We start from the raw sequence: 24,467 nt of genomic DNA, 5'->3' as shown, positions 1-24,467 counted from the left end.
GAGCTCTCCCGGGCGCATCCCGGGTCTCCCGATGTCTGGCGGCCCCATTGCCGCCGCCCCCAATCCTCATGCATGCGGCCCGGGGCATGGCCTCACGTCTCAGATGGGCGCCCGCATAGCGCAAAACCAGCGGTTTGGGAAGCGTTCGTTCTTGCCACGCGGCAAGAGCCGCACTGCAGCACGGCAAATATACGCTGTCAGGCGATTTACTTCGGGCTGCGCTTGGCCAGAATCCGCTGAAGCGTGCGGCGGTGCATGTTCAGCCGCCGCGCAGTTTCCGAGACATTGCGGTCGCACATCTCATAGACGCGCTGGATATGTTCCCACCGCACGCGGTCGGCGGACATCGGGTTTTCCGGCGGCGAGGGCAACAGATCACCCCGCGCCAGAAGGGCATTGGTGACCTCATTCGCGTCGGCGGGCTTGGCCAGGTAATCAGTGGCACCGATCTTCACCGCAGCGACTGCGGTGGCAATGGCTCCATAACCCGTCAGCACGACGATCCGGCAATCGGGGCGGCGTTCACGCAGCGCTTCGACCACATCAAGCCCGTTGCCATCTTCCAGGCGCAGGTCGACCACAGCAAAGGCGGGCGGACGGCTTTGTGCGATGGCCTTCCCTTCCGCCACCGTTTCGGCGGTTTCGGGGATGAAGCCGCGCTTTTCCATCGCCTTGGCAAGGCGTTTCACGAAGGATTCGTCGTCATCCACCAGAAGAAGCGAACGGTCCGGCCCGATTTCGGCGCTCAGATCCTCTGCCATGGCGATGCTCTCCGTCGTGAAAATCCTGCCGACCCTAGGGCGAATTCACCGGAAGGTCAATTTTGACCGGCAGCTTTTGCCGCATCGACAAAACAGGCAACACTGTCGGCCATCTGCTCGGGCGTTGCCTCGCGTTTGTAGAACTCGGCAAAGCCGCTGCCCGGCAGCATCAGATAGGTGAAGGTCGAGTGATCGACGAGATAGAATTCGTCCTCGGCCTCCTGTTTCTTGAAATAGGTCTTGTAGGCCAGCGAAGCCGCCTTCACCTGTTCGGCCGAGCCGGTCAGACCGATCATGCGGGGATGCAGGTTGGCCGCGAAATCCTTCACCACTTCGGGCGTATCTCGCTCCGGGTCAATCGAGATGAACACCGGCTGCACGTCATAGCCACGGTCCACCAGCAGGTCGATTGCCTCCGCGTTACGGGCATTGTCGAAGGGGCAGACGTCCGGGCAGAACGTGTAGCCGAAATAGACCAGTGAGGGTTTGGTGAGAACATCCTTGTCGGTTACCGTCCGGCCATCGCCATCGACCAGCGTGAAGGGGCCGCCGATCTCGCCGCCGCCAACTGCTCCGGCACGGCATTGCGCGAACGCATCGGACGCCTTGTTCGACATGATCCACAGCGCACTGCCGCCAACCAGACCGACGACCACCGCCACCGCGAGACCTGCATAGAGCTTTGACATGGCTTTCCCCTTTCTTGCGTGGCGCATTGATCCCGCATCATGAGACTTTTAACAATGCCAAAACACCCTTCTGCGACAGCAAGGACCATGGCCGCATTGCCCCTTTCCCCGGACGAACCGCCCCTGCCCGGCACTCAGGCCCCCGGAGACCTGCTGCGCCTGGGCACGCTGAACCTGTTGCGCTGGATCGCCATTGGCGGCCAGATCATCGCGCTTCTCGCCGCGCAGTTCTGGCTGGAAATCCGGCTGCCGCTGGGGCTTTGCCTGCTGGTGGTGGGCGCGTCCGTTATCGTCAACCTGATCTCGGTCTTCATCTTCCCCGAAAGCACCCGCCTCACCGAACGGCAGGTATTCTTCACCCTGCTGTTCGACCTGACGCAGCTCGCTACCCTGCTGATGCTGACAGGCGGGCTGACCAACCCTTTCGCCCTGTTGTTTCTGGCGCCGGTCACGATTTCCGCAACAGCGCTGGAGGGACGGGCGACGCTGGTTCTGGGCACGGTGGCACTGGTTCTGGTCTCTGTCGTTGCCCTGTTCGCCGTGCCGATGAGCATGGGGGACGGTACAATCTTTGCCCTGCCCCGGCTGTTTTCATTCGGCTTCTGGCTGGCCATCGTCATCGGCATCGTCTTCCTCGGGATCTATGCCCACCGCGTCGCAGCAGAGATTCACGCGATGCAGGATGCGTTGCTCGCAACCCAGATGGCGCTGGCACGGGCGCAGAAGCTGACTGATCTGGGCGGTGTGGTGGCGGCAGCGGCGCATGAACTGGGCACACCGCTGGCCACGATCAAGCTGGTCAGCGCCGAGTTGATGGAGGAGTTGGAAGATCACCCAGACCTGCGCGACGACGCGCAACTGATCCGCGATCAGGCAGACCGTTGCCGCGACATCCTGCGTTCCATGGGGCAGGCGGGCAAGGATGACCGGCTGATGCGGCAGGGGCCGCTGAGCCTCGTATTGCGCGAGGCCGCCGAACCGCATCTGAAGCGGGGTAAGGCGGTGCATTTCACCCTGCCTGACAGCGACCCGGTGGTTCAGCGGCAGCCCGAGATCCTGCACGGCCTGCGCAACCTGATCCAGAATGCCGTGGATTTCGCAGATGCCAATGTCTGGGTCGATGCAGAATGGCGGGGCGATCGGCTTGTCTTGCGGATTGTCGATGACGGGCCGGGCTATCCCCCGCATCTTCTGGGCCGGATGGGCGAACCCTTTCTGCGCAATCGCAAGGCCGATCCCGCGCAACGACCGGGGTATGAGGGCATGGGTCTCGGCATGTTCATCGCGAAAACCCTGCTGGAAAGGACGGGCGCCCGGCTGTCCTTCGCCAATGCACAGCCTGAGGCGATGGCAGACCGGCGCGGCGCCATTGTCGAGGTGATCTGGCCCGCCAACCGCATTCTGGCTGAAACCGGCGCCCTGGGAGAGAACTCGCTGAACAGCTGACAGGTTTTCGCGGCTTTCGCCTCAGGGGCGATGACTGCAATCAATGCCTTAACCAAGCCTTAACTATCACCCGCCAAGGTTGCGGCTGAAACCTTGTGCGAGAATTTCGATGGTGATCGACTGGGCCCTGGCCTTCATGATGCTCCTTGTGTCCATTCTGGCCGCTGTCGCCGGCCTGTTCACCATTGCGGCCCTTGATCCGCAGACCCAGCGCGGACCGCGCTCCATCTTCGCCGATACCGCAGGTGGAACCAGCTTTCTTTTCGACGGCGAAACGCTTCTGGATGCGACACCCGCCGCCCGAGCCCTGATCAGCCAAAGCCCGATCCGGGGCCCTGCCTGGCTGCGGCTCCGCTCCTATCTCGGCGCGCGGTTTGCCGATTTCGAAAGCCGTTTTGCCAATCTCGCCGAGGAAGGGCTGCTGATCCTCACCTCCTGCGACACGAACGGAACGCCCATTCTGTTGCGGGCCGAACTGGCCGGCGGGCTGACCCGGATCAGCCTCGAAGACCCGGAGGCTCAGGCCACCGCTCCAAATCACGACGCACTGACCCGCAAGGCAACGGAGGACGAGCTGAGCCGGCTGCGCAATACGCTGGCGCTGGCCCCGATGCCGGTCTGGCGTGAAAGACCGGATGGCCAGCTTCTGTGGGCCAACGCCGCCTATCTGCACCGCGTTGCAGATGGTTTACCCCCCGGACAGGATCTGACATGGCCACTGCCGCGCCTTTTTGAGCGCACAACCGACCAACCCGGCACCGCCCTGCGTCACCGGCTGGTGCAGCAGGGGCAACCCGACAAATGGTTCGAACTTCACGCCTATCAGGACGACGCCGAACAGTTGGTATTCGCGCTGCCAGCCGATACGCTGGTAATGGCCGAGGCATCGCTACGGGATTTCACGCAAACCCTGGTCAAAACCTTCGCCCATCTGCCGATCGGGCTGGCGATTTTCGACCGCCAGCGCCAACTTGTGCTGTTCAATCCTGCCTTGCTGGATCTCTCAGGCCTTCAGCCCGATTTCCTTTCGATGCGCCCAACGCTGTTTGCCTTTCTGGACGCCATGCGCGACCGCGACATGATCCCGGAACCGAAAGATTATCGCACCTGGCGTCGGCAGATGGTGGCGCTGGAACAGGCGGCCTCCTCCGGCCTGTTCGAGGAAACATGGAGCCTGCCGTCCGGCCTCACCTACAAGGTGGTCGGACGCCCCCATCCCAACGGCGCGCTGGCGCTGCTGATCGAGGATATTTCAACCGAAATCGGCCGCATACGGCGATACCGGGCCGATCTGGAGCTTAGCCAGGCGGTTGTCGATTCCGTGGATCAGGCGCTTGCGGTCTTCTCCCCAGCCTCTGCGCTGGTGATGGCAAATGCGGCCTATTGCCGGTTGTGGGGCCACGATCCGGCGAGCACCGTTTCAGAAGGCAGTTTCGCGACGCTTTGTGCGCACTGGCAGGGCCGCAGCGCGCCAAATCCGTTCTGGGCCGAAGCGGAAAGCTTTGCTGCGGCCCATGATACCGACAGCGCGCCCCTGCACGGAGAAGCCCGCCTGCTGGACGGGCGTCTGGTCGAATGCCGCATTTCGGCCCTGCCCGGCGGCGCCACCCTTGCCCGTTTTGAAATCGCCACCCGGATCGAGGATGCGACGGGCGCGATGGCAACGGAACGTCTGCGCGCCTGAGCCGGGTTGCAGCCGCAAACGCGGCGGATAAAACTGCGGGCATGAACAGCCACCCGCCCCTTACCCTTTTCCTGCCAGACGATACTGCGACAGACCGGCTGGCGCGTCGCCTTGCGACCCTTGCGCAGCCGGGCATGACCCTGCTGCTGGAGGGCGGCATCGGTGCTGGAAAAACCCATTTCTCCCGCGCCTTCATCCGCCAGCGGCTTGGCGCAGAGGTCGATGTCCCCTCGCCGACCTATACGCTGGTCCAGACCTATGAAGATCCGCGGGGCGATATCTGGCACGCCGATCTTTATCGGCTTGGCCATCCCGATGAGGTTGCGGAACTGGGTCTGATCTCGGCTTTCGAGACGGCGATCTGTCTGGTCGAATGGCCAGACCGGCTTGGCAACCAAACCCCGCCCGATGCCCTCCGCATCGCGTTCCGCCCCGAAGGTGAGGGCCGCCTTGCGATGCTGGATTTCGGTAAACGCGACGATTTGCGCGGCGCTTTCATGGCTTTGGACGCATGACGGATCTGCGAAAAACCCAGGCAGAGGCCTTTCTGCAACGGGCAGGTTGGGGTGCGGCGACGCGCCGGCACCTTGCTGGTGACGCATCGGATCGCAGCTATCAGCGCCTGACGCTGAACGGCAGAAGCGCAGTTTTGATGGATGCTCCACCGGGTAGGGGCGATGATCCGCGCGATTTCGCCCGTATCGCCGGGCATCTGCGCGCGCTCGGCCTTTCGGCGCCCGAAGTGAAGGCCAGCGACTTCGATCACGGTTTCCTGCTGCTGGAAGATCTGGGGGACGGCATCTTTGCGCGACTGGTCTCGCAAGCTCCGGCGCGGGAACCAGCGCTGTATTATGCGGCGGCAGAGGTGTTGCTGCACCTTCAGGCCGCTCCCGCACCCGAGAATCTGCCCGATCCTGGCGCGGCGGACTGGGCCCGGGCTGCCGCTTTCGCGCTGGACTGGTATCGCCATGCAATTCTGGGCGACAGCGGCGACAGAGAGCTGTTCGTGGATTGCCTGACGCGCAGCCTGCGGCGTCTTGCAGATGGCCCGCGCGTTCTTATTCTACGTGACTATCATGCGGAAAACCTGCTGTGGCTGGACGACCGCAGCGGCCTTGCACGGGTCGGGCTGCTGGATTTCCAGCTCGCCCAGATGGGGCAGCCTGCCTATGATCTGGTTTCGTTGTTGCAGGATGCCCGCCGTAACGTGGCGCCCGAAACAGAGACCGCTGTTTGTGCGACCTTTCGCAAGGCGCTGGACATTCCCGCAGACCATTTTTCCGCTACCTATGCTGCGCTGGGGGCGCAACGTGCCCTGCGCATTCTTGGCATTTTCGCACGCCTCTGCCTTGTTGCGGGCAAGCCTGCCTATCTGCGCCTGGTGCCCCGCGTCTGGGGCCAGTTGCAACGCAACCTTGCGCATCCCGAACTGACGGAACTGGCCGAGGTTTGCGCCCGGCTCCTGCCGGAACCGACCCCTGAAGCCCTTGTAAGGATCGAAGGCCAATGCCGTGCATTCCCGATGCCGTGATGCTTTTCGCTGCCGGTTTCGGCACGCGGATGGGCGCACTGACAGCAGACAGACCCAAGCCGATGATCGAAGTGGCGGGACGCCCCCTGATAGATCATGCGCTGGATCAGGCAGCGGCCATCAGGCCCCGTCAGATCGTCATTAACCTGCACTACCGCCCCGAGATGATCCGCACCCATCTTGCGGACCGAGAGAAAATTGCGTTCTCTGATGAAAGCGACGCGATCTTGGAAACCGGCGGCGGATTGCGCGCCGCCCTGCCCCAGCTCGGCCCCGGCCCGCTCTACACCCTGAACAGCGATGCAGTCTGGACCGGCGCACCCGCGCTGAGCCAGCTTGCGTCGCGGTGGGATGCCAGCCGGATGGATGCGCTGCTGCTGCTGCTGCCTGCCGAAAAGGCCACAGGCTATCGCGGCACCGGGGATTTCGTCATGGACGAAGATGGCAGAATTGTCCGCGCCAAAGGCGCACCGAGCTATGCCTATCTTGGTGCGCAAATTCTGTCTCCGAAGCATATTTCGGCCATATCAGAGACTGTTTTCTCGCTGAACCGGCTGTGGGATATCGCGATTGCCGAGGGGCGTGCCTTCGGCGTCGTGCATGATGGCGGATGGTGTGATGTCGGACGGCCAGAGGGAATTGCCGAGGCCGAAGCGCTCCTTGGGAAGGCCAGAGATGTTTGAACCCGGCCAGTCCCGCCTGTTCGCGCTGCCACCGGGTGTGGACTTTCCGGCCGAACTCGTGCGCGGCCTGCGCGACCGTCTGGAGGGCGAGCCGCCCGAGGCCATGGCCCGTGTGCAGCTTTTCGTGAATACCCAGCGCATGCGCCGACGCATCGTCGAGCTGTTTGCAGCTTCAGGCCCCGGCTTTCTGCCGCAAATACGGTTGATTACCGATCTGGGGATCGAAGCGTCGCTGGAGGGGATACCGCCCGCCGTATCGCCCCTGCGGCGTCGGCTGGAGCTGACACGGCTGATCGCCGGTCTGCTGGATTCTGCGCCCGATCTTGCCCCCCGTGCCGCCCTTTACGATCTTGCGGACAGCCTCGCCGCCCTGATGGACGAAATGCAGGGCGAAGGCGTCGCGCCCGAGACGATTGCCGCGCTGGATGTGTCGAACCATTCCGCCCATTGGACGCGGACGCAGCAATTCCTTGGCATCGTGGAACCTTTCTTCGGAACTGCGGAAGCCCCCGACCCCGAAGCCCGACAGCGCCGCACCGTCGAGGCGCTTGCAAAGCGGTGGGCTACCGATCCGCCTTCGGGGCCGGTCATCCTTGCGGGTTCAACCGGCTCGCGCGGGACCACCCTGCGATTCATGCAGGCTGTTGCGGCACTGCCGCAGGGTGCGCTCGTCCTGCCGGGGTATGATTTCGACCTGCCACTCGCCGTTTGGTCAGGAATGTCTGATGCGCTGACGGCCGAGGATCACCCGCAATACCGCTTCCGTCGCCTGATGGACGCGCTGGATGCCAGGCCCGGCGACGTGCGGCGCTGGACGGCAACAGAAGCGCCGAATCCGGCACGGAATGCGCTTGTTTCACTGTCACTGCGTCCAGCGCCGGTCACAGACCAGTGGCTGACCGAGGGGCAGATGCTGGACGATCTTGTCGCCACGACCGCCGATCTGACGTTGATCGAGGCGGAGTCTCCGCGCGACGAGGCGCTTTCCGTGGCGCTGATCTTGCGCAAGGCGGTTGAGGACGGGCGTTCGGCGGCCCTGATCACCCCGGATCGGAACCTGACACGCCGCGTTACGGCGGCACTGGATCGCTGGGGCCTTGTTCCCGATGATTCCGCTGGCAGGCCGCTCGCTCTGTCCGCCCCGGGCCGGTTGCTGCGGCATGTCGCGCGATTGCTGGGCGAAAGGATTTCCGGCGAGACGCTGCTGACCCTGCTGAAACACCCGCTGACTGCGACCGGCGGGGATCGAGGCAGCCATCTGCGGCTGACCCGGGATCTTGAGTTGCACCTGCGCCGATTTGGTCCGCCCTTCCCCGACAAAGCTATGCTGGCGCATTGGGCCGAAGCGCGGAATGATCCGCTCGCGCCCGGCTGGGTCGCCTGGATTTCCGACATCCTTGATGCTGCCGCGTCGCTTGCCGATACCTCTCTGGCCGCACGGCTGGAACATCATCTGGCAATAACAGAGACTGTTTCCCGCGGCCCCTGGGGAGTGGATACGGGCGAATTGTGGCACGCAGCCGCCGGAGAGGCGGCACTTGCGCAGGTCGATGCCCTACGCTCCGAGGCGGATGCCGGGGGCGATTTCGCGCTGCACGATTATCGAGACCTGTTCGATGCCGTCCTGAACCGTGGAGAAGTCCGCGATGAGGTTCTGGGCCATCCCGGCCTGATGATCTGGGGCACACTGGAGGCCCGTGTTCAGGGTGCCGATCTGGTAATCCTTGGCGGGTTGAATGACGGGATCTGGCCCCAGTTGCCACCTCCCGACCCCTGGCTGAACCGGAAAATGCGCAAGGATGCGGCTCTGTTATTGCCAGAACGGCGTATCGGCCTAGCCGCCCATGACTATCAGCAAGCCATAGCGGCTGGTGAAGTGGTTCTGACCCGCGCCCGGCGGGACGCGGATGCGGAAACCGTCCCTTCCCGCTGGGTGAACCGCCTGACAAACCTTCTGGACGGTCTGCCGGAGCGTGGCGGCCGCGAGGGGCTCGAAGCCATGCGGGCACGCGGACAGGATTGGCTGATGCTGGCAAAACGGCTGGAGCAGCCTGCCGCCCAACTGCCTTCCGCGCATCGCCCCGCCCCCCGCCCCCCCGTTGCTGCCCGCCCGAAAGAGCTCGCGCTGACGCGGGTGGCAACGCTTATCCGCGATCCCTACGCGATCTATGCTCGCTACATCTTGCGTCTGAACAAGCTTGAGCCACTGCATCGAGAATCCGATGCGCGGCTGCGTGGTTCTATCCTGCACAAGATTCTGGAGCGGTTTGTTCGGGAGCGGCAGGCCGAAAGCATGGAGGCCGCAAGAGACCGGCTAATCAGCCTTGCCGCCGAAGTGCTGGAAACAGAGGTGCCCTGGCCAGCCGCTCGGGTTCTGTGGCTGGCCCGGATTTCGCGTGCTGCCGATTTCTTCATCAGCCACGACGGCGCGGATGGCGGGGTGCCCGTCAGTCTGGAGCAGCGTGGCCGCATCGGGCTTGATCCGCTGGATTTCGAACTGTTCGGCACACCGGACCGCATCGACCTGCTGCCGGACGGACGCCTGCACATTCTGGATTACAAGACCGGCACGCCCCCGACCCGCAAGCAGCAGGAGCAATTCGACAAACAGCTTCTTCTGGCGGCGGCCATGGCCGAACGTGGCGCTTTCAAGGAGGTCGGCCCGACCGAGGTCGCCCGGATTACCTATGTCGGACTGGGCACCAACCCGAAGCTGGAAACCACTGCCCTGATGCCTGAGGACCTGGACAAGGTCTGGGAAGACCTCCATCGCCTTGTCCGGCGCTATCAGAGCCGCCAAACGGGCTATACCGCCAGACGGGCGGTTTTTGCCAGCCGGTTTCCCGGCGACTATGACCATCTCGCCCGTTTCGGGGAATGGGACATGACTGACAGCGCGACGCCGGAGGATGTGGAATGACTCGCAACGCCGCCAGTGAACGGCAGGTGCAGGCCGCAGATCCCGGATATTCGACCTGGCTTTCCGCCAATGCGGGATCGGGCAAGACCCGCGTCCTGACTGACCGAGTGGCGCGGCTGCTGCTTTCCGGGGTCGAGCCCGGCCGCATCCTGTGCCTGACCTATACCAAGGCCGCCGCGTCAGAGATGCAGAACCGGCTGTTTCAGCGGCTGGGCGAATGGGCGATGAAGCCCGACCTTGACCTGCGGGAGGCGCTGCTGAACCTTGGCGCCATCGCGCCCGTTTCACGTGAAACACTGGCCGAAGCGCGGCGCCTGTTCGCCCGTGCCATTGAGACCCCCGGTGGCTTGCGCATCCAGACCATCCACAGCTTCTGCGCCAGCCTGTTGCGTCGCTTTCCGCTGGAGGCGGGGGTTTCGCCGCAATTCACCGAGATGGACGAGCGTGCCGCCAAACTGCTGCGCGAAGATATTGTCGCGGACCTTGCTTCTGGATCAAAGTCCGATGTGATTGCAGCATTGGCAGCGATCTATACGGGCGAGGACTTTTCGGCGCTTACCGCCGAAATCGCCCGCCACTCCGATGCACTGTCGCCCCCGCTGGACGCGGCAGGGTGCCTGACACTTTTTGGTCTGCCACCCGGTTTTACCGCCATAGACCTGCTGGACGAGGTCTTTCTTGGTGGGGAAGCCGGCCTTCTGTCGGACACCGCCGACATTCTTATGACAGGTTCCACCAAGGATCAGCAGGCAGGGGCCAAACTTGCCGCCCTGCGTGGCGCGCGGCAGGATCTGACCATGCTTGCCGCTCTGGAAGAGGTGTTGCTGTTCAGTGGCAACGTGAAGGAGGAAAGCAAACGCTTCACCGCCAAGGGCGACCAGCTTGCCACCAAGGCCACGCAACCCAAACTTGCAGCCCTGTCACCGGCCCTGCATGCCCTGATGCTCAGAGTAGAGGCTGCGCGACCAAGGCGATTGGCCCTCGCTGCAGCGGATCGGACTGCGCGACTGCACTCTTTCGCCGCGGCGTTTTTGCCCGCCTATGCGCATCGCAAGGCCTTGCGCGGTGCGCTTGATTTCGACGATCTGATTTCACGCGCAATGGGCCTGCTGACGGACCCAACAGTAGCGCAATGGGTGTTGTTCAGGCTGGATGGGGGCATTGACCACATTCTCGTCGATGAAGCGCAGGACACCTCGCCAGATCAATGGAAGGTGATCGAACTTCTGGCACAGGAGTTTACGGCCGGAACCGGGGCGCGGGAGATCGAGCGCACAATCTTCGTCGTCGGAGACCAGAAGCAATCCATCTATTCCTTCCAGGGGGCCGATGTGACTGCCTTCGCGGAAATGCGTGAGGCTTTCGCAGGGCGCTTGAAAGCGATTGATGCCCCTTTCAACGCGCTGGAGCTGGAATATTCCTTCCGTTCGTCGCAGGCGATCCTGCGACTCGTGGACCAGACCTTTCCGCCAGACCTGCACCCCGACCTCGGTGGCCCCTCGCATCACATCGCCTTCCGCGACGCCATGCCTGGCCGGGTCGAGATCTGGCCCCCCGTTGAGCCGGCTGACACACCTGAGGACGGCGATTGGGCGAACCCCGTCGATCTGGTCACCGGCGAGCACCATAACGCAATCCTCGCGCGGCAGATCGCCGACCGCATTAGGGAAATCCTCGGCAATGGCACGATGATACCCGATGCGACGGGGGCGCGACCTGTGCATGCGGGGGATTTCCTGATCCTCGTGCGCCGCCGTTCGCCGCTGTTTGCAGAGATCATCCGCGCCTGTAAAGCCGCGAAACTGCCCATCGCGGGGGCCGACCGGCTGCATCTTGGTGGTGAAATCGCGGTAAAAGACCTGACCGCGCTTCTGGCCTTTCTGGCGACGCCCGAGGATGATCTGGCGCTGGCTGAACTGCTGCGCTCTCCTCTGTGCGGCTGGAGCGAGCAGCAACTCTACGCTCTGGCACAACCTCGAAAAGGCTACCTGTGGGAAGCCCTTCGGGCACAGACAGAGACATTTCCCGACTTGCTTGCCATGCTGCATGATCTGCGTGATCAGGCCGACTTCCTGCGCCCGTTCGATCTGATTGAACGCGCGCTGACCCGGCACGACGGGCGGCGGCGCTTGCTGGCCCGGCTGGGTGAGGAAGCCGAGGACGGGATTGATGAGCTGCTTTCCCAGGCACTCGCCTATGAACGCAACGATGTACCCAGCCTCACCGGCTTTCTGACCTGGCTTCAGACCGATGATATCGAGGTGAAACGCCAGATGGATTCGGGGGGCCGGAAAATCCGGGTGATGACGGTTCATGGCTCCAAGGGCCTGGAGGCCCCGATCGTGATCTTGCCCGATACCGCAGACATGACCGCGAATGACCGGGATGAGTTGTTTCGGATGCATGACACGGCGGTCTGGCGCACCCCGGCGGATGCCAGCCCCGCCGACATTTCCCGCATCCGCGCCGAGCGTGCCCGGCGCAGCCGGGCTGAGGAGATGCGCCTGCTCTACGTCGCCATGACCCGTGCACAGTCCTGGCTGATCGTGGCGGCCGCTGGCAAACTGGCCTCGCAAAGCGGCAAGGCCGACAGCGACAAGCCACCCGCATGGTACGATCTGATCCGCACCGGGGCGGAGAAAAGCGGTGCGGTTCCGTCGGTGAAGGGTCGACTGGTGCATGAGTTTGGAGTTTGGCCTAAGCCGCAGGACAACCTGACGACGGAGGCCCCCCCGGAAACACCGCAGCCTCTGCCTGCCTGGGCTTTGCAACCTGCGGCGCCTGCCCTGCGCCCGGCACAGATGCTGAACCCCAGCAATCTTGGCGGAGCCAAGGTTCTTGCGGGCGATTACGAGGGCGAAAACCCGGATGCGAAGGCGCGCGGCACTCTGCTGCACGGATTGTTCGAACACCTGCCAGGTCTGACCGCAGAACGTCAGACCCGGCTTGCCGAAATATTGATCCCCGATCCCGTCCTTCGGGCAGAACTGCTTTTCGAAGCACGATCGGTCATTGACAGGCCCGAATTTCAGCAGATTTTCGCGCCATCAACGCTACGCGAAGTCTCTGTCGTTGCAGAATTTCAGGGCCAGCCGCTTGCCGGTGCGATTGATCGGCTGATCGTTCTGCCGAGCCGGGTTATCGCCGTGGATTTCAAATCCAATGCAATCGTACCGGAAGCACCGCAAGAGATACCCGAGGGCCTCATACGCCAGATGCGCGCCTATCGCGCCGCATTAACGCAAATCTACCCCGGTCGACAGATCGAGACGGCGCTGCTCTGGACCCGCAAGGCCCGGATGATGCTTGTCGACTAAGCGCCCTGCGCTGCGAGAAATGCAGTCACCTCGGCGGCAGCGGGGATCGCCTGCGCCGCGCCGGGTCGCGTGACCTGCAGTGCCGAAGCTGCCGCGGCGCGGCGCATGGCCGAAGAACGATCAAGCCCCAGATCAAGCGCCGCGACCAAAGTGCCGATGAACGTATCGCCTGCACCGGTCGTATCAACGGGCTCCACGCGGAAAGATGGCATGAAAAGCGGCTCTGTTTCCGCGGAAATCCATTCTGCGCCATTTGCACCTCGGGTGATGATGCAATCGACCGCAGGCAGTTGTCCTTCGGCCGCGCGCAGTTCTGCCGCTTCGCCTTCGTTCATCACCAGCAGCGAAACATGGCCAAGAACAGAACGCACCGCCGCCAGATCAAATGGGGCGGCCGAATAGACTACCCGCATGCCCCTGGCCCGCGCCAGAGCCGCAGCCTCCTGCTGAGCCGAAGTCTCGTTCTGCAACAGCAGGCTATCGCCCGCCACTGCCCGCGCCAAGGCAACCTCGACCATCGCGCCGGTGATCTGCCGATTGGCGCCAGGATAGATGACGATGCTGTTCTCTGCCTCAGGATCAACGTTGATCACAGCGTGGCCTGTCGGTTCATCGAGCTGTGTTACCGATCCGGTATCCACCCCGTAATCCGACATGAGCGCGAGCAGCCATTCACTGCCCGGCCCTGTGGCGCCAATATGAATACAGCTTGCCCCGGCTCGCGCCGCAGCGACAGACTGGTTTGCCCCCTTCCCGCCCAGACCCTGCGAAAAGGCCAGCGCAGACAGGGTCTCGCCCGGCTTGGGCAGATGCGGCACCTGATATACAAGGTCGATATTGATCGAACCGAGATTGAATATCGCCATGCCGCGCCCCGCCCTTAGCCGATATTGCAGGCGGCAAGGGCCGCCATATTCAGAATGTCATTCACCGTCGAATTGGTCGAGCAGATCTGGATCGGCTTTTTGACCCCGGTCAGAATCGGCCCGATCACGGTAGCCCCGGCCATTTCCTGCATCAGCTTGACCGAGATCGAGGCCGAATGCCGCGCTGGAACAACCAGGATATTGGCAGGTCCAGAGAGGCGGCAGAACGGATACTGCGCCATGGTTTGCGCATTCAGCGCCACATCCACGGTCATTTCGCCATCATATTCGAAATCGACCTTCATGCGGTCCAGAACCTTGGGCGCCTCGTGCATTTTGGTCGCACGCTCCGAGACCGGATAACCGAAGGTCGAGAAGCTGACGAAGGCCACGCGCGGCTCGATCCCAAGGCTGCGCGCCACACCCGCCGACCGAATGGCGATCGTGGCGAGGTCTTCCGGTTCCGGCCATTCATGCACCAGCGTATCGCTGATCAGGATGATCCGCCCCTTGTTCAGCAGGGCTGTCACGCCCACCGCGCCATCCGCGGCCTTTGCATCAAAGACGTGATTGATCAGGTTCAGCACATGCGCCGATTTGCGGGTGGCCCCGGTTACCAGCGCATCGCCATGCCCGTGGGCCAGCATCAGGGCCGAGAAAACATGCCGGTCACGCGTGGCCAGACGGCGGATGTCGTGGCTATCAAACCCTTGACGTTGCAGCCTTTTGTAAAGAAAATCCCGATACTGGTCGAGATGTCGGGAATTGGCGGCATTCACCACCTCCAGTTCGCGCACGGCATCCTGAAGCCCGGCGGCTTCCAGCTTTTCGCGGACATCCGTCTCGCGACCGACCACCAGCGCGCGGCCCAGGCCTGACCGCTGATAGGCAACCGCCGCGCGCAGGACGCGCGGGTCGTCACCCTCCGCAAAGATCATCCGCGCCTGCGCCGCCTTGGCGCGGGCATGCACACCCTGAAGGATCGAGGCCGTCGGGTCCATCCGGGCCTTAAGGCTTGCCTCATACCCTTTCAGATCAATGATCGGCCGACGCGCAACGCCGGTATCCATGCCTGCCTTGGCAACGGCAGGCGGTATGACATGAATCAGGCGGGGGTCGAAGGGCGTGGGGATGATGTAGTCGCGCCCGAAGCTGAGCTTGCGGCCATAGGCCATTGCCACCTCGTCCGGCACGTCCTCGCGCGCGAGGGCAGCCAGCGCCTTGGCGCAGGCAATCTTCATCTCGTCATTGATGGCGCGGGCATGAATATCCAGCGCGCCCCGGAACAGATAGGGGAAACCCAGAACGTTATTGACCTGATTGGGGTAATCGCTGCGCCCGGTCGCCACGATGGCATCAGCCCGGACCGCATGCGCCTCTTCCGGCGTGATTTCGGGGTCCGGGTTGGCCATGGCGAAGATCACCGGATTATCGGCCATCGAAGCCACCATCTCCGGCGTCACCGCACCCTTGGCCGAAACACCAAGGAAAACATCGGCCCCCATCATCGCCTCTTCCAGAGTGCGGGCATCAGTGCGCGCCGCATGGGCCGACTTCCACTGGTTCATGCCCTCAGTCCGGCCCTGCCAGATCACGCCCTTGGTATCGCACATGATACAGTTGTCATGCCTGGCCCCCATGGCCTTCAGCAGTTCCAGACAGGCAATCCCCGCTGCCCCGGCCCCGTTGAGGACAATCTTCACGTCCTCGATCTTCTTGCCGCTGATTTCGAGCGCATTGAGCAGACCCGCAGCGCAAATCACGGCCGTGCCATGCTGGTCGTCATGGAACACCGGAATGTCCATGATCTCTTTCAACCGCTGTTCAATGATGAAGCATTCCGGCGCCTTGATGTCTTCGAGGTTAATCCCCCCGAAGGTCGGCCCCATGAGGCGAACGGCCTGAATGATCTCGTCCGGGTCTTCGGTATCCAGCTCGATGTCGATGGCGTTCACATCGGCGAAACGCTTGAACAGGACGGCCTTACCCTCCATCACCGGCTTAGAGGCCAACGCGCCCAGATTGCCCAGACCCAGAATGGCGGTGCCGTTCGAGACGACCGCGACCATATTCCCCTTCACCGTATAATCGTATGCCGTCTCCGGCCGCTCCGCGATGGCCTGCACCGGAACGGCTACACCCGGGCTATAGGCCAGCGACAGGTCGCGCTGGGTGGCCATCGGGGTCGAGGCGACGATGTCGTATTTGCCGGGGCGCGGTTCCAGATGGTATGCGAGCGCCTCTTCGGGTGTAATCTTGGTCTTGGTCATCAGGGGGCCATCCTGTGGGGTTATCCTGCCCTCTTACCGCCCCCGCGACCCTGTGCCAATTGCGGTTTGCCGCTTTTCGCCGGGTTTCGCCTTTTGTAGGGTCACCCTTGCCGATGGAAGGGGACCAGTGTGACCGACGACAGCGTGACGCCGATGATGGCGCAATATCTGGAGATTAAGGCGCAGTATTCCGATGCGATCCTGTTCTACCGGATGGGCGACTTCTACGAGATGTTCTTTGATGATGCTGTTGCGGCGTCCGAGGCGCTGGACATCGCGCTGACGAAGCGTGGCTTTCATCTGGGCGAACCAATCCCGATGTGCGGTGTGCCGGTGGTCGCCGCCGAGGGGCATTTGCTGTCGCTGATCCGCAAGGGCTTTCGCGTGGCAATTGCCGAGCAGATGGAAGATCCCGCCGAAGCGAAAAAGCGCGGCTCAAAATCCGTGGTGCGGCGCGATGTCGTCCGGCTTGTCACGCCGGGAACACTCACCGAGGATTCCCTGCTGGAGGCGCGGCGGCATAACTTTCTTTGCGCCTGGGCAGAGGTGCGTGACGAGGGTGCGCTCGCCTGGACCGACATTTCCACAGGCGAGTTACGGGTGATGCCTTGTGCCCGCGCCCGTCTGGCACCTGAGCTGGCGCGTCTGATGCCGCGTGAAATTCTGGTCAGCGATGCCAGTGATACGCCGGTAACCTCGGTGGCGACGGATCTTGGTGCTGCCGTGACCGAAGTCGCGCGCGCCTCTTACGACTCTGCCGGGGCGGAGCGGCGGCTGTGCGCGCTGTGGCAGGTTGCGACGCTGGATGCCTTCGGCACCTATGGGCGCGCAGAACTGTCTGCCATGGGCGCGCTCGTCGACTATCTGGACCTGACCCAGCGAGGCAAGCTGCCGCTGCTGCGCCCGCCGGTGCGCGAGGCACTGGGCGGCGCAATGCTGATCGACGCTGCGACCCGCCGCAATCTTGAAATCACCTCTGCCCTCGCTGGCGGCCGCGCGGGTTCACTTCTTGAAACCGTCGACCGGACAGCGACCGCAGGCGGGGCGCGGCTGCTGGAACGCAGGCTGTCGGCCCCTTCCCGCGATCTGAACGTTATCAGTGGGCGACTCGACTCCGTCGACTGCCTGCTGGCCCAGTCAGGGTTGCGCAATCAGTTACGCGAGGCGCTGCGCCGTGTACCGGACATGGATCGTGCGCTTTCGAGACTTGCGCTGGATCGGGGCGGCCCGCGCGACCTGGCTGCAATCCGGAACGGGCTGTCGCAGGCGCAATTGATTGCCAGTCTCGTGGCAGGGGTGGACGACGGTCTTCTGACCCAGGCCGCAAAATCACTGACCGGAAATGAGGACATAATTTCCCTTTTAGATCAATCTCTTGTAGAGGATCCGCCACTTCTGGCCCGGGATGGCGGCTTTATTTCAGCCGGTTTTGACCCCGATCTCGACGAGACGCGGAAGCTTCGTGATGAAGGCAGGGCCGTGATCGCCGGGATGCAGGCCGATTATGCCGCCGAAACAGGCGTACAGAGCCTGAAAATCAAACATAACAATGTGCTTGGTTACTTCATCGAAGTCACAGCAACGCATGCTGAAAAGATGATGTCGGCACCGCTGAACGAAAAGTTCATTCACCGGCAGACCACAGCGAACCAGGTCCGCTTCACGACGCTTCCGCTGAGTGAATTGGAAACCCGCATCCTGAACGCTGGCAATCATGCGCTTGAGCTGGAGAAGAACCATTTCAACAGGTTGCGTACGGCTATACTGTCTGCTGCCGGCCCGATCGGATTTGCCGCGGCGGGCCTTGCCGAGCTGGATGTTGCAGCCGCGTTCGCAGATCTCGCATCCGGCGAAGGATGGACCCGGCCCAGGGTTGATGCAAGCCATGCCTTCCTGATTGAAGGCGGTCGGCATCCGGTTGTGGAACGAGCACTCCAACGCCAGGGCGCCGCAGCCTTCGTTGCCAATGATTGCGCGCTGACCGCACGCGACGCCCCCGCGATCTGGCTGCTGACGGGCCCCAACATGGCTGGTAAGTCGACCTTCCTGCGCCAGAATGCGCTGATTGCGCTACTGGCCCAGTCGGGCTCCTTCGTTCCCGCCGCGAAGGCTCATATCGGCCTGGTAAGCCAGCTGTTCAGCCGCGTCGGTGCCTCGGACGATCTCGCGCGCGGGCGATCAACCTTCATGGTCGAAATGGTGGAAACGGCGGCGATCCTGAACCAGGCAGATGACCGGGCCTTTGTCATACTGGATGAAATCGGCCGGGGGACGGCGACCTATGATGGCCTTTCGATTGCCTGGGCCACACTTGAACATCTGCACGATGCCAACCGCTGTCGTGCTTTGTTCGCAACCCATTACCACGAGATGACATCACTCGCCCAGAAGCTGCCCGGCGTGGAGAATGCGACGGTAAGCGTCAAGGAATGGAAAGGCGATGTGATTTTCCTGCATGAAGTGCGACGCGGCGCGGCGGACCGTTCCTATGGCGTGCAGGTGGCCAAGCTCGCGGGGCTGCCCGAGCCGGTCATCGAGCGTGCAAAGGTGGTTCTTGAGGCGTTGGAATCGGGGGATCGGGATGGCGGAAACCGGCGCAGAACGCTGGTCGATGATTTGCCGCTCTTCCGCATTGCACCACCCGTGTCGCCCGCCCCGCCGAAGGAATCGGCGCTGGAGGAGCGGCTGAAATCGGTTAACCCGGATGAACTGACACCGATGGCGGCGCTCAATCTGGTTTATGAATTGAAAAAGGCGCTGGCTGAATAGCCAGCGCCCCGATGTTTCACGTGAAACAAAGCAGAATTTAGCCTGCGGTATTCGAACTGACGCCGACTTGCGCAGGGCGCAGAAGGCGGTCGTGGATCATGAAGCCTTCGGTAAGAACCTGAATGATCTGACCAGCCTTCGTTCCCGGAAGCGGTGCCTCGAACATTGCCTGATGCATCTGCGGGTCAAAGCTTTCACCCACTTCGGGCACGATCAGAGAGATACCATGCTTGTTCAGCACGCCCAGCAGTTCGCGCAAGGTCAGTTCGATGCCTTCAATCAGAGCGGCAGACTGCGCGCGGTTTTCCTCCGGCACGGCATTCAGAGCCCGGCGCAGATTGTCGTAAACCGGAAGCATGTCGCGGGCGAGTTTCGAACCACCATATTGCTCGGCCTCACGACGATCACGCTCCCCGCGCTTGCGGGCGTTCTCCGCATCGGCAAGCGCGCGCATGAATTTGTCGCGAAACGCATCACGCTCAGCGCGGATCGCCTCAAGCTCATCCGCACCGATGAACTCTTCCAGTTCTTCAAGGTTCAGCTCAGGGCTCGATGCACTTTCATCAGCCATCTTCATATCCTTTGTCACTTCTAACCTCGGCCGCGATCCGACACCAACCGACTCACCAGTTGGGCCGTATAGTCGACAACCGGAACGACACGCCCATAGTTCAGACGCGTCGGCCCGATCACACCCACCGCACCGATAATCTTCCGATCAGCGTTCATATAGGGAGAGACCACCAGAGAGGAACCCGAAAGTGAAAAGAGTTTGTTCTCTGAGCCAATAAAAATTCGAACCCCGTCACCCTGCTCTGTAAGATCAAGGAAATCCGCCAGGTCCCGCGTGCGTTCAAGATCATCGAAAAGACGGCGAACACGCTCCAGATCATCCGCCTCGCGAGTCCCCTCCAGCAGATTGGCGCGGCCCCGGACGATCAGACGCTCTCCGGTTTCGCCGGCGTTTTCCCAAAGCGCGATGCCGCTTTCGACCAGCGCCTGGGCCAGTGTGTCGATCTCACGTCGCCGGGAATCCATATCGCGACGCACTGTGCTGCGCAGTGCGCTGAGTGTTTTACCTCCGGCAAGGGCGTTCAGCAGGTTTGCCGCCTCGCGCATCGCCGAAGGCGTCAGCCCCGGCGGCGGGGTAAAAACGCGGTTCTCAACCTGGCCATCCGAAAGCACCAGCACAACCAGTGCCCGCCCCGGCCCGAGATTGACGAACTCAATATGTCGGATTTCGGCCTCGTCGTGCTTCGGCGCAAGGACAATACTGGCCCCCCGCGTAATCCCGGAAAGCGCAGCGCCCACGCGATCCAGCGTCGACGCCACATCAGGGGCTTCATGGCCCAGCGTGGATTCCAGAATTTCCCGATCCGCATGGGCAACCGCACCAACCTCCAGAAGCCCGTCAACAAACATGCGAAGCCCAAGCTGCGTCGGAATTCGGCCGGCCGAAATATGCGGACTGTTCAGAAGGCCAAGATATTCCAGGTCCTGCATGACATTGCGGATCGTGGCGGCGCTGATCTTTTCAGAGAAGCCGCGGGTCAGCGTTCGTGAGCCCACCGGATCGCCTGATTCCAGATAGGTTTCGACTACACGTCGAAACACCTCGCGCGAACGCTGGTTCAGTTCGGTCAGGATATTGCTGTTCGAGCCCATGGCATTGTCCGCATCACTGGAAGTTCAATAAAGGTGGGGAACGCGGCAGCGTCAATAACAGTTGCATCCCATATAGGGCTGGCGATACCTGAAGGCACCCAATTACAGGATGACAAAGATGCGGCCTTCCGGAAGAAAACTCGATCAACTTCGTGCAGTCAGCATCGAGACCAATGTCTCGTTGCATGCTGAAGGGTCCTGCCTCATCCGCATGGGAAATACCCATGTCATCTGCACCGCGACAATCGAAGACAAGACTCCGCCCTTCCTGAAGAACACGGGACTGGGTTGGGTAACGGCTGAATACGGCATGCTTCCCCGCGCCACAACCAGCCGCACTCGTCGGGAGGCTGCCGCTGGCAAGCAAGGCGGGCGGACGCAGGAGATTCAGCGCCTGATTGGCCGCTCGCTACGCGCGGGGATTGATCGCTCGGCGCTTGGCGAACGGCAGATTGTGGTGGACTGCGATGTGATCCAGGCCGATGGCGGCACACGTTGTGCCTCTATCACCGGCGGCTGGGTCGCCTTGCGCCTTGCGGTAAACAAGCTTCTTAAGGCCGGCCTTCTGACAAGCGATCCGATCATGGACAACGTCGCCGCCGTTTCCTGCGGGATCTACGCAGGCCAACCCGTGCTCGACCTGGATTACCCCGAGGACTCCGCCGCAGGCACCGATGGCAACTTCGTTTTGACGGGATCGCAACGATTGATCGAAGTTCAGATGTCAGCGGAAGGCGCGACCTTCTCACGGGAGCAGATGGCACAGTTGCTTGACCTTGCAGAGAGGGGCATTGCCGATCTTGTCGCGATCCAGAACTCGGCCATCGCATAATGCGGAAGTTTTCGGATCAAACACTTCTGGTTGCCACCCACAACAAGGGCAAGCTCGAGGAAATCGCCGACCTGCTGAAACCTTTTGGCATCTCGGTGGTTTCTGCGGCAGATCTGGGGCTGGCAGAGCCTGCGGAAACCGAGACAACCTTCGTCGGAAACGCGCGCATTAAAGCCCACGCCGCCGCTCGGGCAGCCGGTCTGCCTGCATTGGCGGACGATTCCGGTCTTTCCGTTCAGGCTTTGGGCGGCGCGCCCGGGGTCTATACGGCAGATTGGGCTGAAACGCCGGATGGCAGGAATTTCGGGATGGCCATGCAGCGCGTGCAAGACGAGCTTTGCAGCATCGCCGCCGCGCCACCTTATCATGCCAGCTTCTGCTGCACCTTGGTTCTCGCCTGGCCTGATGGCCATGACGAAGTGTTCGAAGGCCAGATGCCGGGGCATCTCAGCTGGCCTCCACGGGGGGATCAGGGGCATGGCTACGACCCGATTTTTATCCCCGAAGGTTACAGCCAGACCTTTGGTGAGATGGATCGCTGGGAAAAAAACCGGATCAGCCATCGCGCCAGAGCATTCCATAAGCTCATGGAGTGTTTCACGTGAAACATCCCCTGCCCCGGGCTCCCGCAGATACCGCGCCAATTGCGAAGGAAGACTGGCGGTCCGGAGGCTTCGGGCTGTATCTTCACTGGCCCTTCTGCCAGTCGAAATGCCCCTATTGCGATTTCAACAGCCATGTCGCCGGGAAGATCGACCAAAGTGCCTGGGCAGCCGCCTATGAACAGGAGATTGATCGCGTCGCCACAATGACAGGGCGGCGCGTACTCAATTCGATCTATTTTGGCGGTGGGACCCCTTCCCTGATGCGACCGGACACCGTGGCAGCGATCCTTGAACGCGCCGCAGATCACTGGGACTTCGCGAACGACATCGAGATTACGCTGGAGGCAAACCCCGGCTCTGTGGATGCGGCCAATTTTCAGGGCTATCGCACGGCTGGCGTGAACCGGGTTTCTCTCGGCATGCAGGCTCTGGACGACACCGACCTGCGAATGCTTGGCCGCAAGCATACCGTCGCAGAGGGGCTCCGCGCACTTGACATCGCGCAGGGTACGTTTGACCGCGTTTCCTTCGACCTTATCTATGCCCGCCAGAACCAAAGCCTTGAAAGCTGGCAGAAGGAGCTTGCCCGGGCTATCGCACTTGGCGCCTCCCATATGTCGCTATACCAGCTGACAATTGAACAAGGCACTGTCTTTGGCGAGCGCTTTGCACGCGGACAGCTGTTGGGCCTTCCCGATGAGAACCAGGGCGCAGATTTCTTCGCCGTGACACAAGACATGATGGAAGCAGCCGGGCTGCCTGCCTATGAGGTTTCCAATCACGCCCGCATTGGGACTGAATCCCGGCACAACATGATTTACTGGTCGGCAGGTGACTATGCGGGCGTCGGGCCCGGGGCGCATGGTCGCCTGACGCTTGGCGATACTCGCTATGCCACGACGATGCAGCCGATGCCCGTCCAATGGTGTGAAACAGCCAAAGATCGAGGCAATCTGGAACTGGAGCCGCTGGGAGAGATGGATTGCGCCCTCGAATACCTCCTGATGGGCCTCCGGCTCGGTAGCGGTATCTCACTTTCTCGTCTGGAGGCTATGGCACACGCATCCATCCGTGCCGGCAAGCTGGCCGAGCTGAGTGAGCTGGGCATGATCGACCTGCAAGCAGACACTTTGCGCGTCACAAGAAAGGGTCGCCCGCTTCTGAATGCGGTGATCGAGCAGCTGGCAGGGGCACTTTAGATGCGCATTCTCTGGCTTCTGATCGGAGTGCTGGCCCTCGCCCTGGGTGTCATCGGCATTGTCACTCCGATCCTGCCCACGGTGCCATTCCTTATCCTTGCTGCATTCGGATTTTCGAAATCCTCAGAACGCCTCCATAACTGGATCATCTCGCATCCGAGGCTGGGGCCACCTATTATGGCCTGGCGCGAGCGGGGTGCGATTTCTCCTTGGGCGAAGCGGCTGAGCACAGGTTCAATGGTTGCTTCCGTACTGCTGGCTCTGGCAATCGGGCTGGATTATCGCGTCTTAGCCCTGCAGGCGACCGCAATGGCCGCCGCTGCATTGTTCATATGGACACGTCCCGACGCATGACAGAAAGCGTTTGGCACAGCAAATCCAGCTCGTCGAGCGACTGATAGCGAATCGACAATGTGCCCTCACCATCGACCCCATGCGCGATGGTCACGCCCATTCCAAGATTCGCTGACAGATCGAGTTCAAGGGCTCTTGTATCCGCGTCTTTCTCCGACGCCCCGGCCTGAGCGGATCGCCGGGTGCGAGCGGGCGCCCCAACTTTCCGAACCAGCTCTTCGGTCTCCCGCACAGACAGGCCCTTCGCGATGACCTCTTGCGCAATGGCGGAGGCATCGGAATGGGTTACCAGTGCCCGTGCATGACCGGCGCTCAGCCGCCCGTCACGGACATGCCGCTGCACATCTTCGGGCAGGTTCAAAAGCCGCAGCAGGTTCGCGATATAGCTGCGGCTCTTGGAAAGCGCCTCTGCCAGCTTTTCCTGGGTATGGCCAAAACGGTCCATCAGCTGCCGGAAAGCCAGAGCCTCTTCGATCGCGTTCAGGTCCTCGCGCTGAATGTTCTCGATAATCGCGATCTCAAGCACTTCCGTGTCATCGAAATCCCGGATCAGAACAGGAAGCTGATGCAGGTTTGCAAGTTGGGCCGCCCGCCAGCGCCGCTCACCCGCCACAATCTCATATCCCGCTTCCACCGGCCTTACGATCAGCGGCTGCAATACACCCTTCTGACGGATCGACGCTGCAAGATCCTCCAGATCACCATCCGTAAAACTGCGACGGGGCTGATCCGGGTTCGGCTTTATGGCCTCGATGGGCAGGACATCGGGCTTCCGGGCGGTTCCCGGAACCTCCTGAGGGTTGCTCACGCTCACATCGGCCATCAACGCGGAAAGACCACGGCCAAGGCCACGGCGTTCAACTTTCTTTTCCATCG

Annotated in this window: 19 protein-coding genes; 12 read left to right on the top strand and 7 right to left on the bottom strand. The window is 62.1% G+C overall.

All coding sequences use genetic code 11. From position 1 onward, the window contains the following. Positions 1-206: 206 nt before the first annotated feature. A complete protein-coding gene (locus tag C8N34_RS20910; protein ID WP_054304167.1) occupies positions 207-761 on the bottom strand; it encodes an ActR/PrrA/RegA family redox response regulator transcription factor in 555 nt (184 codons plus the stop codon). 56 nt (positions 762-817) lie between these two features. Then, entirely contained in the window at positions 818-1,450 is a 633-nt protein-coding gene (locus C8N34_RS20905; protein WP_054304168.1) for an SCO family protein, read from the bottom strand. A gap of 96 nt (positions 1,451-1,546) precedes the next feature. On the opposite strand from C8N34_RS20905, the gene regB reads away from it, so the two are divergent. The 7 genes from regB (at position 1,547) to addA (ending at position 13,031) form a co-directional block, all read left to right on the top strand. Next, on the top strand, positions 1,547-2,896 hold the full coding sequence (gene regB, locus C8N34_RS20900) for a sensor histidine kinase RegB (RefSeq protein ID WP_407646055.1): 1,350 nt from the start codon (positions 1,547-1,549) through the stop codon (positions 2,894-2,896). Between the two features lie 109 nt (positions 2,897-3,005). Further along, entirely contained in the window at positions 3,006-4,580 is a 1,575-nt protein-coding gene (locus C8N34_RS20895; protein ID WP_108130364.1) for a PAS-domain containing protein, read from the top strand. 41 nt (positions 4,581-4,621) lie between these two features. After that, positions 4,622-5,095 carry a tRNA (adenosine(37)-N6)-threonylcarbamoyltransferase complex ATPase subunit type 1 TsaE gene (gene tsaE, locus C8N34_RS20890; protein ID WP_108130363.1) on the top strand — a complete coding sequence of 158 codons (474 nt, stop codon included), beginning with the start codon at positions 4,622-4,624 and terminating at the stop codon, positions 5,093-5,095. Continuing rightward, positions 5,092-6,111, top strand: coding sequence for an aminoglycoside phosphotransferase family protein (locus C8N34_RS20885; RefSeq protein ID WP_108130362.1), 1,020 nt, complete (start codon positions 5,092-5,094; stop codon positions 6,109-6,111). Before tsaE ends, C8N34_RS20885 begins: the two co-directional genes overlap by 4 nt. Next, positions 6,111-6,794: a nucleotidyltransferase family protein gene (locus C8N34_RS20880; RefSeq protein ID WP_422387673.1), complete on the top strand. Its 684-nt coding sequence runs from the start codon at positions 6,111-6,113 to the stop codon at positions 6,792-6,794. Before C8N34_RS20885 ends, C8N34_RS20880 begins: the two co-directional genes overlap by 1 nt. Then, positions 6,787-9,714 (top strand): double-strand break repair protein AddB, encoded by a 2,928-nt coding sequence (gene addB, locus C8N34_RS20875; protein WP_108130360.1) that lies wholly within the window; start codon positions 6,787-6,789, stop codon positions 9,712-9,714. Before C8N34_RS20880 ends, addB begins: the two co-directional genes overlap by 8 nt. Then, complete coding sequence (gene addA / locus C8N34_RS20870; protein WP_108130359.1) at positions 9,711-13,031, top strand: double-strand break repair helicase AddA; 3,321 nt, start codon at positions 9,711-9,713, stop codon at positions 13,029-13,031. Before addB ends, addA begins: the two co-directional genes overlap by 4 nt. On the opposite strand, the gene C8N34_RS20865 is transcribed toward addA, so the two are convergent. Together C8N34_RS20865 and C8N34_RS20860 are read right to left on the bottom strand one after the other, a co-directional pair. Continuing rightward, positions 13,028-13,897 (bottom strand): ribokinase, encoded by an 870-nt coding sequence (locus tag C8N34_RS20865; protein ID WP_108130358.1) that lies wholly within the window; start codon positions 13,895-13,897, stop codon positions 13,028-13,030. The genes addA and C8N34_RS20865 overlap by 4 nt on opposite strands. A 14-nt stretch (positions 13,898-13,911) precedes the next feature. Beyond that, complete coding sequence (locus C8N34_RS20860; RefSeq protein WP_054304177.1) at positions 13,912-16,167, bottom strand: NADP-dependent malic enzyme; 2,256 nt, start codon at positions 16,165-16,167, stop codon at positions 13,912-13,914. 129 nt (positions 16,168-16,296) lie between these two features. Between C8N34_RS20860 and mutS the strand changes: the two genes are divergently transcribed. Then, positions 16,297-18,936 carry a DNA mismatch repair protein MutS gene (mutS, locus tag C8N34_RS20855; protein WP_108130357.1) on the top strand — a complete coding sequence of 880 codons (2,640 nt, stop codon included), beginning with the start codon at positions 16,297-16,299 and terminating at the stop codon, positions 18,934-18,936. A 37-nt stretch (positions 18,937-18,973) separates the two neighbouring features. Here mutS and C8N34_RS20850 read toward each other — a convergent pair whose 3' ends face one another. Together C8N34_RS20850 and hrcA are read right to left on the bottom strand one after the other, a co-directional pair. Next, positions 18,974-19,507 carry a nucleotide exchange factor GrpE gene (locus C8N34_RS20850; RefSeq protein ID WP_108130390.1) on the bottom strand — a complete coding sequence of 178 codons (534 nt, stop codon included), beginning with the start codon at positions 19,505-19,507 and terminating at the stop codon, positions 18,974-18,976. A 20-nt stretch (positions 19,508-19,527) separates the two neighbouring features. Further along, positions 19,528-20,601, bottom strand: a complete 1,074-nt coding sequence (hrcA, locus tag C8N34_RS20845) for a heat-inducible transcriptional repressor HrcA (protein WP_054304179.1) — start codon at positions 20,599-20,601, stop codon at positions 19,528-19,530. Positions 20,602-20,719: 118 nt separating this feature from the next. Here hrcA and rph point away from each other — a divergent pair, with 118 nt between their 5' ends. From rph to C8N34_RS20825, 4 genes are read left to right on the top strand one after another with little or no spacing between them, the layout of a single operon-like run. Next, complete coding sequence (rph, locus tag C8N34_RS20840) at positions 20,720-21,433, top strand: ribonuclease PH (protein WP_108130356.1); 714 nt, start codon at positions 20,720-20,722, stop codon at positions 21,431-21,433. Beyond that, complete coding sequence (rdgB, locus tag C8N34_RS20835; RefSeq protein ID WP_108130355.1) at positions 21,433-22,038, top strand: RdgB/HAM1 family non-canonical purine NTP pyrophosphatase; 606 nt, start codon at positions 21,433-21,435, stop codon at positions 22,036-22,038. The genes rph and rdgB overlap by 1 nt, the downstream gene beginning before the upstream one ends. Further along, positions 22,035-23,237, top strand: coding sequence for a radical SAM family heme chaperone HemW (hemW, locus tag C8N34_RS20830; protein WP_229825602.1), 1,203 nt, complete (start codon positions 22,035-22,037; stop codon positions 23,235-23,237). Before rdgB ends, hemW begins: the two co-directional genes overlap by 4 nt. Further along, positions 23,238-23,591 (top strand): YbaN family protein, encoded by a 354-nt coding sequence (locus C8N34_RS20825; RefSeq protein ID WP_108130354.1) that lies wholly within the window; start codon positions 23,238-23,240, stop codon positions 23,589-23,591. It begins immediately after the preceding gene. Here the strand turns inward: C8N34_RS20825 and C8N34_RS20820 are convergent. Beyond that, positions 23,566-24,465 (bottom strand): ParB/RepB/Spo0J family partition protein, encoded by a 900-nt coding sequence (locus C8N34_RS20820; RefSeq protein WP_054304183.1) that lies wholly within the window; start codon positions 24,463-24,465, stop codon positions 23,566-23,568. The two genes, C8N34_RS20825 and C8N34_RS20820, sit on opposite strands and share 26 nt — an antisense overlap. Positions 24,466-24,467: the final 2 nt, after the last annotated feature.

Source organism: Gemmobacter caeni (assembly GCF_003054195.1).
In the GTDB taxonomy this organism is placed as follows: domain Bacteria; phylum Pseudomonadota; class Alphaproteobacteria; order Rhodobacterales; family Rhodobacteraceae; genus Gemmobacter; species Gemmobacter caeni.
Note: the sequence above shows the minus strand (reverse complement) of the source record. Positions and strands in the feature narration are given on the sequence as shown.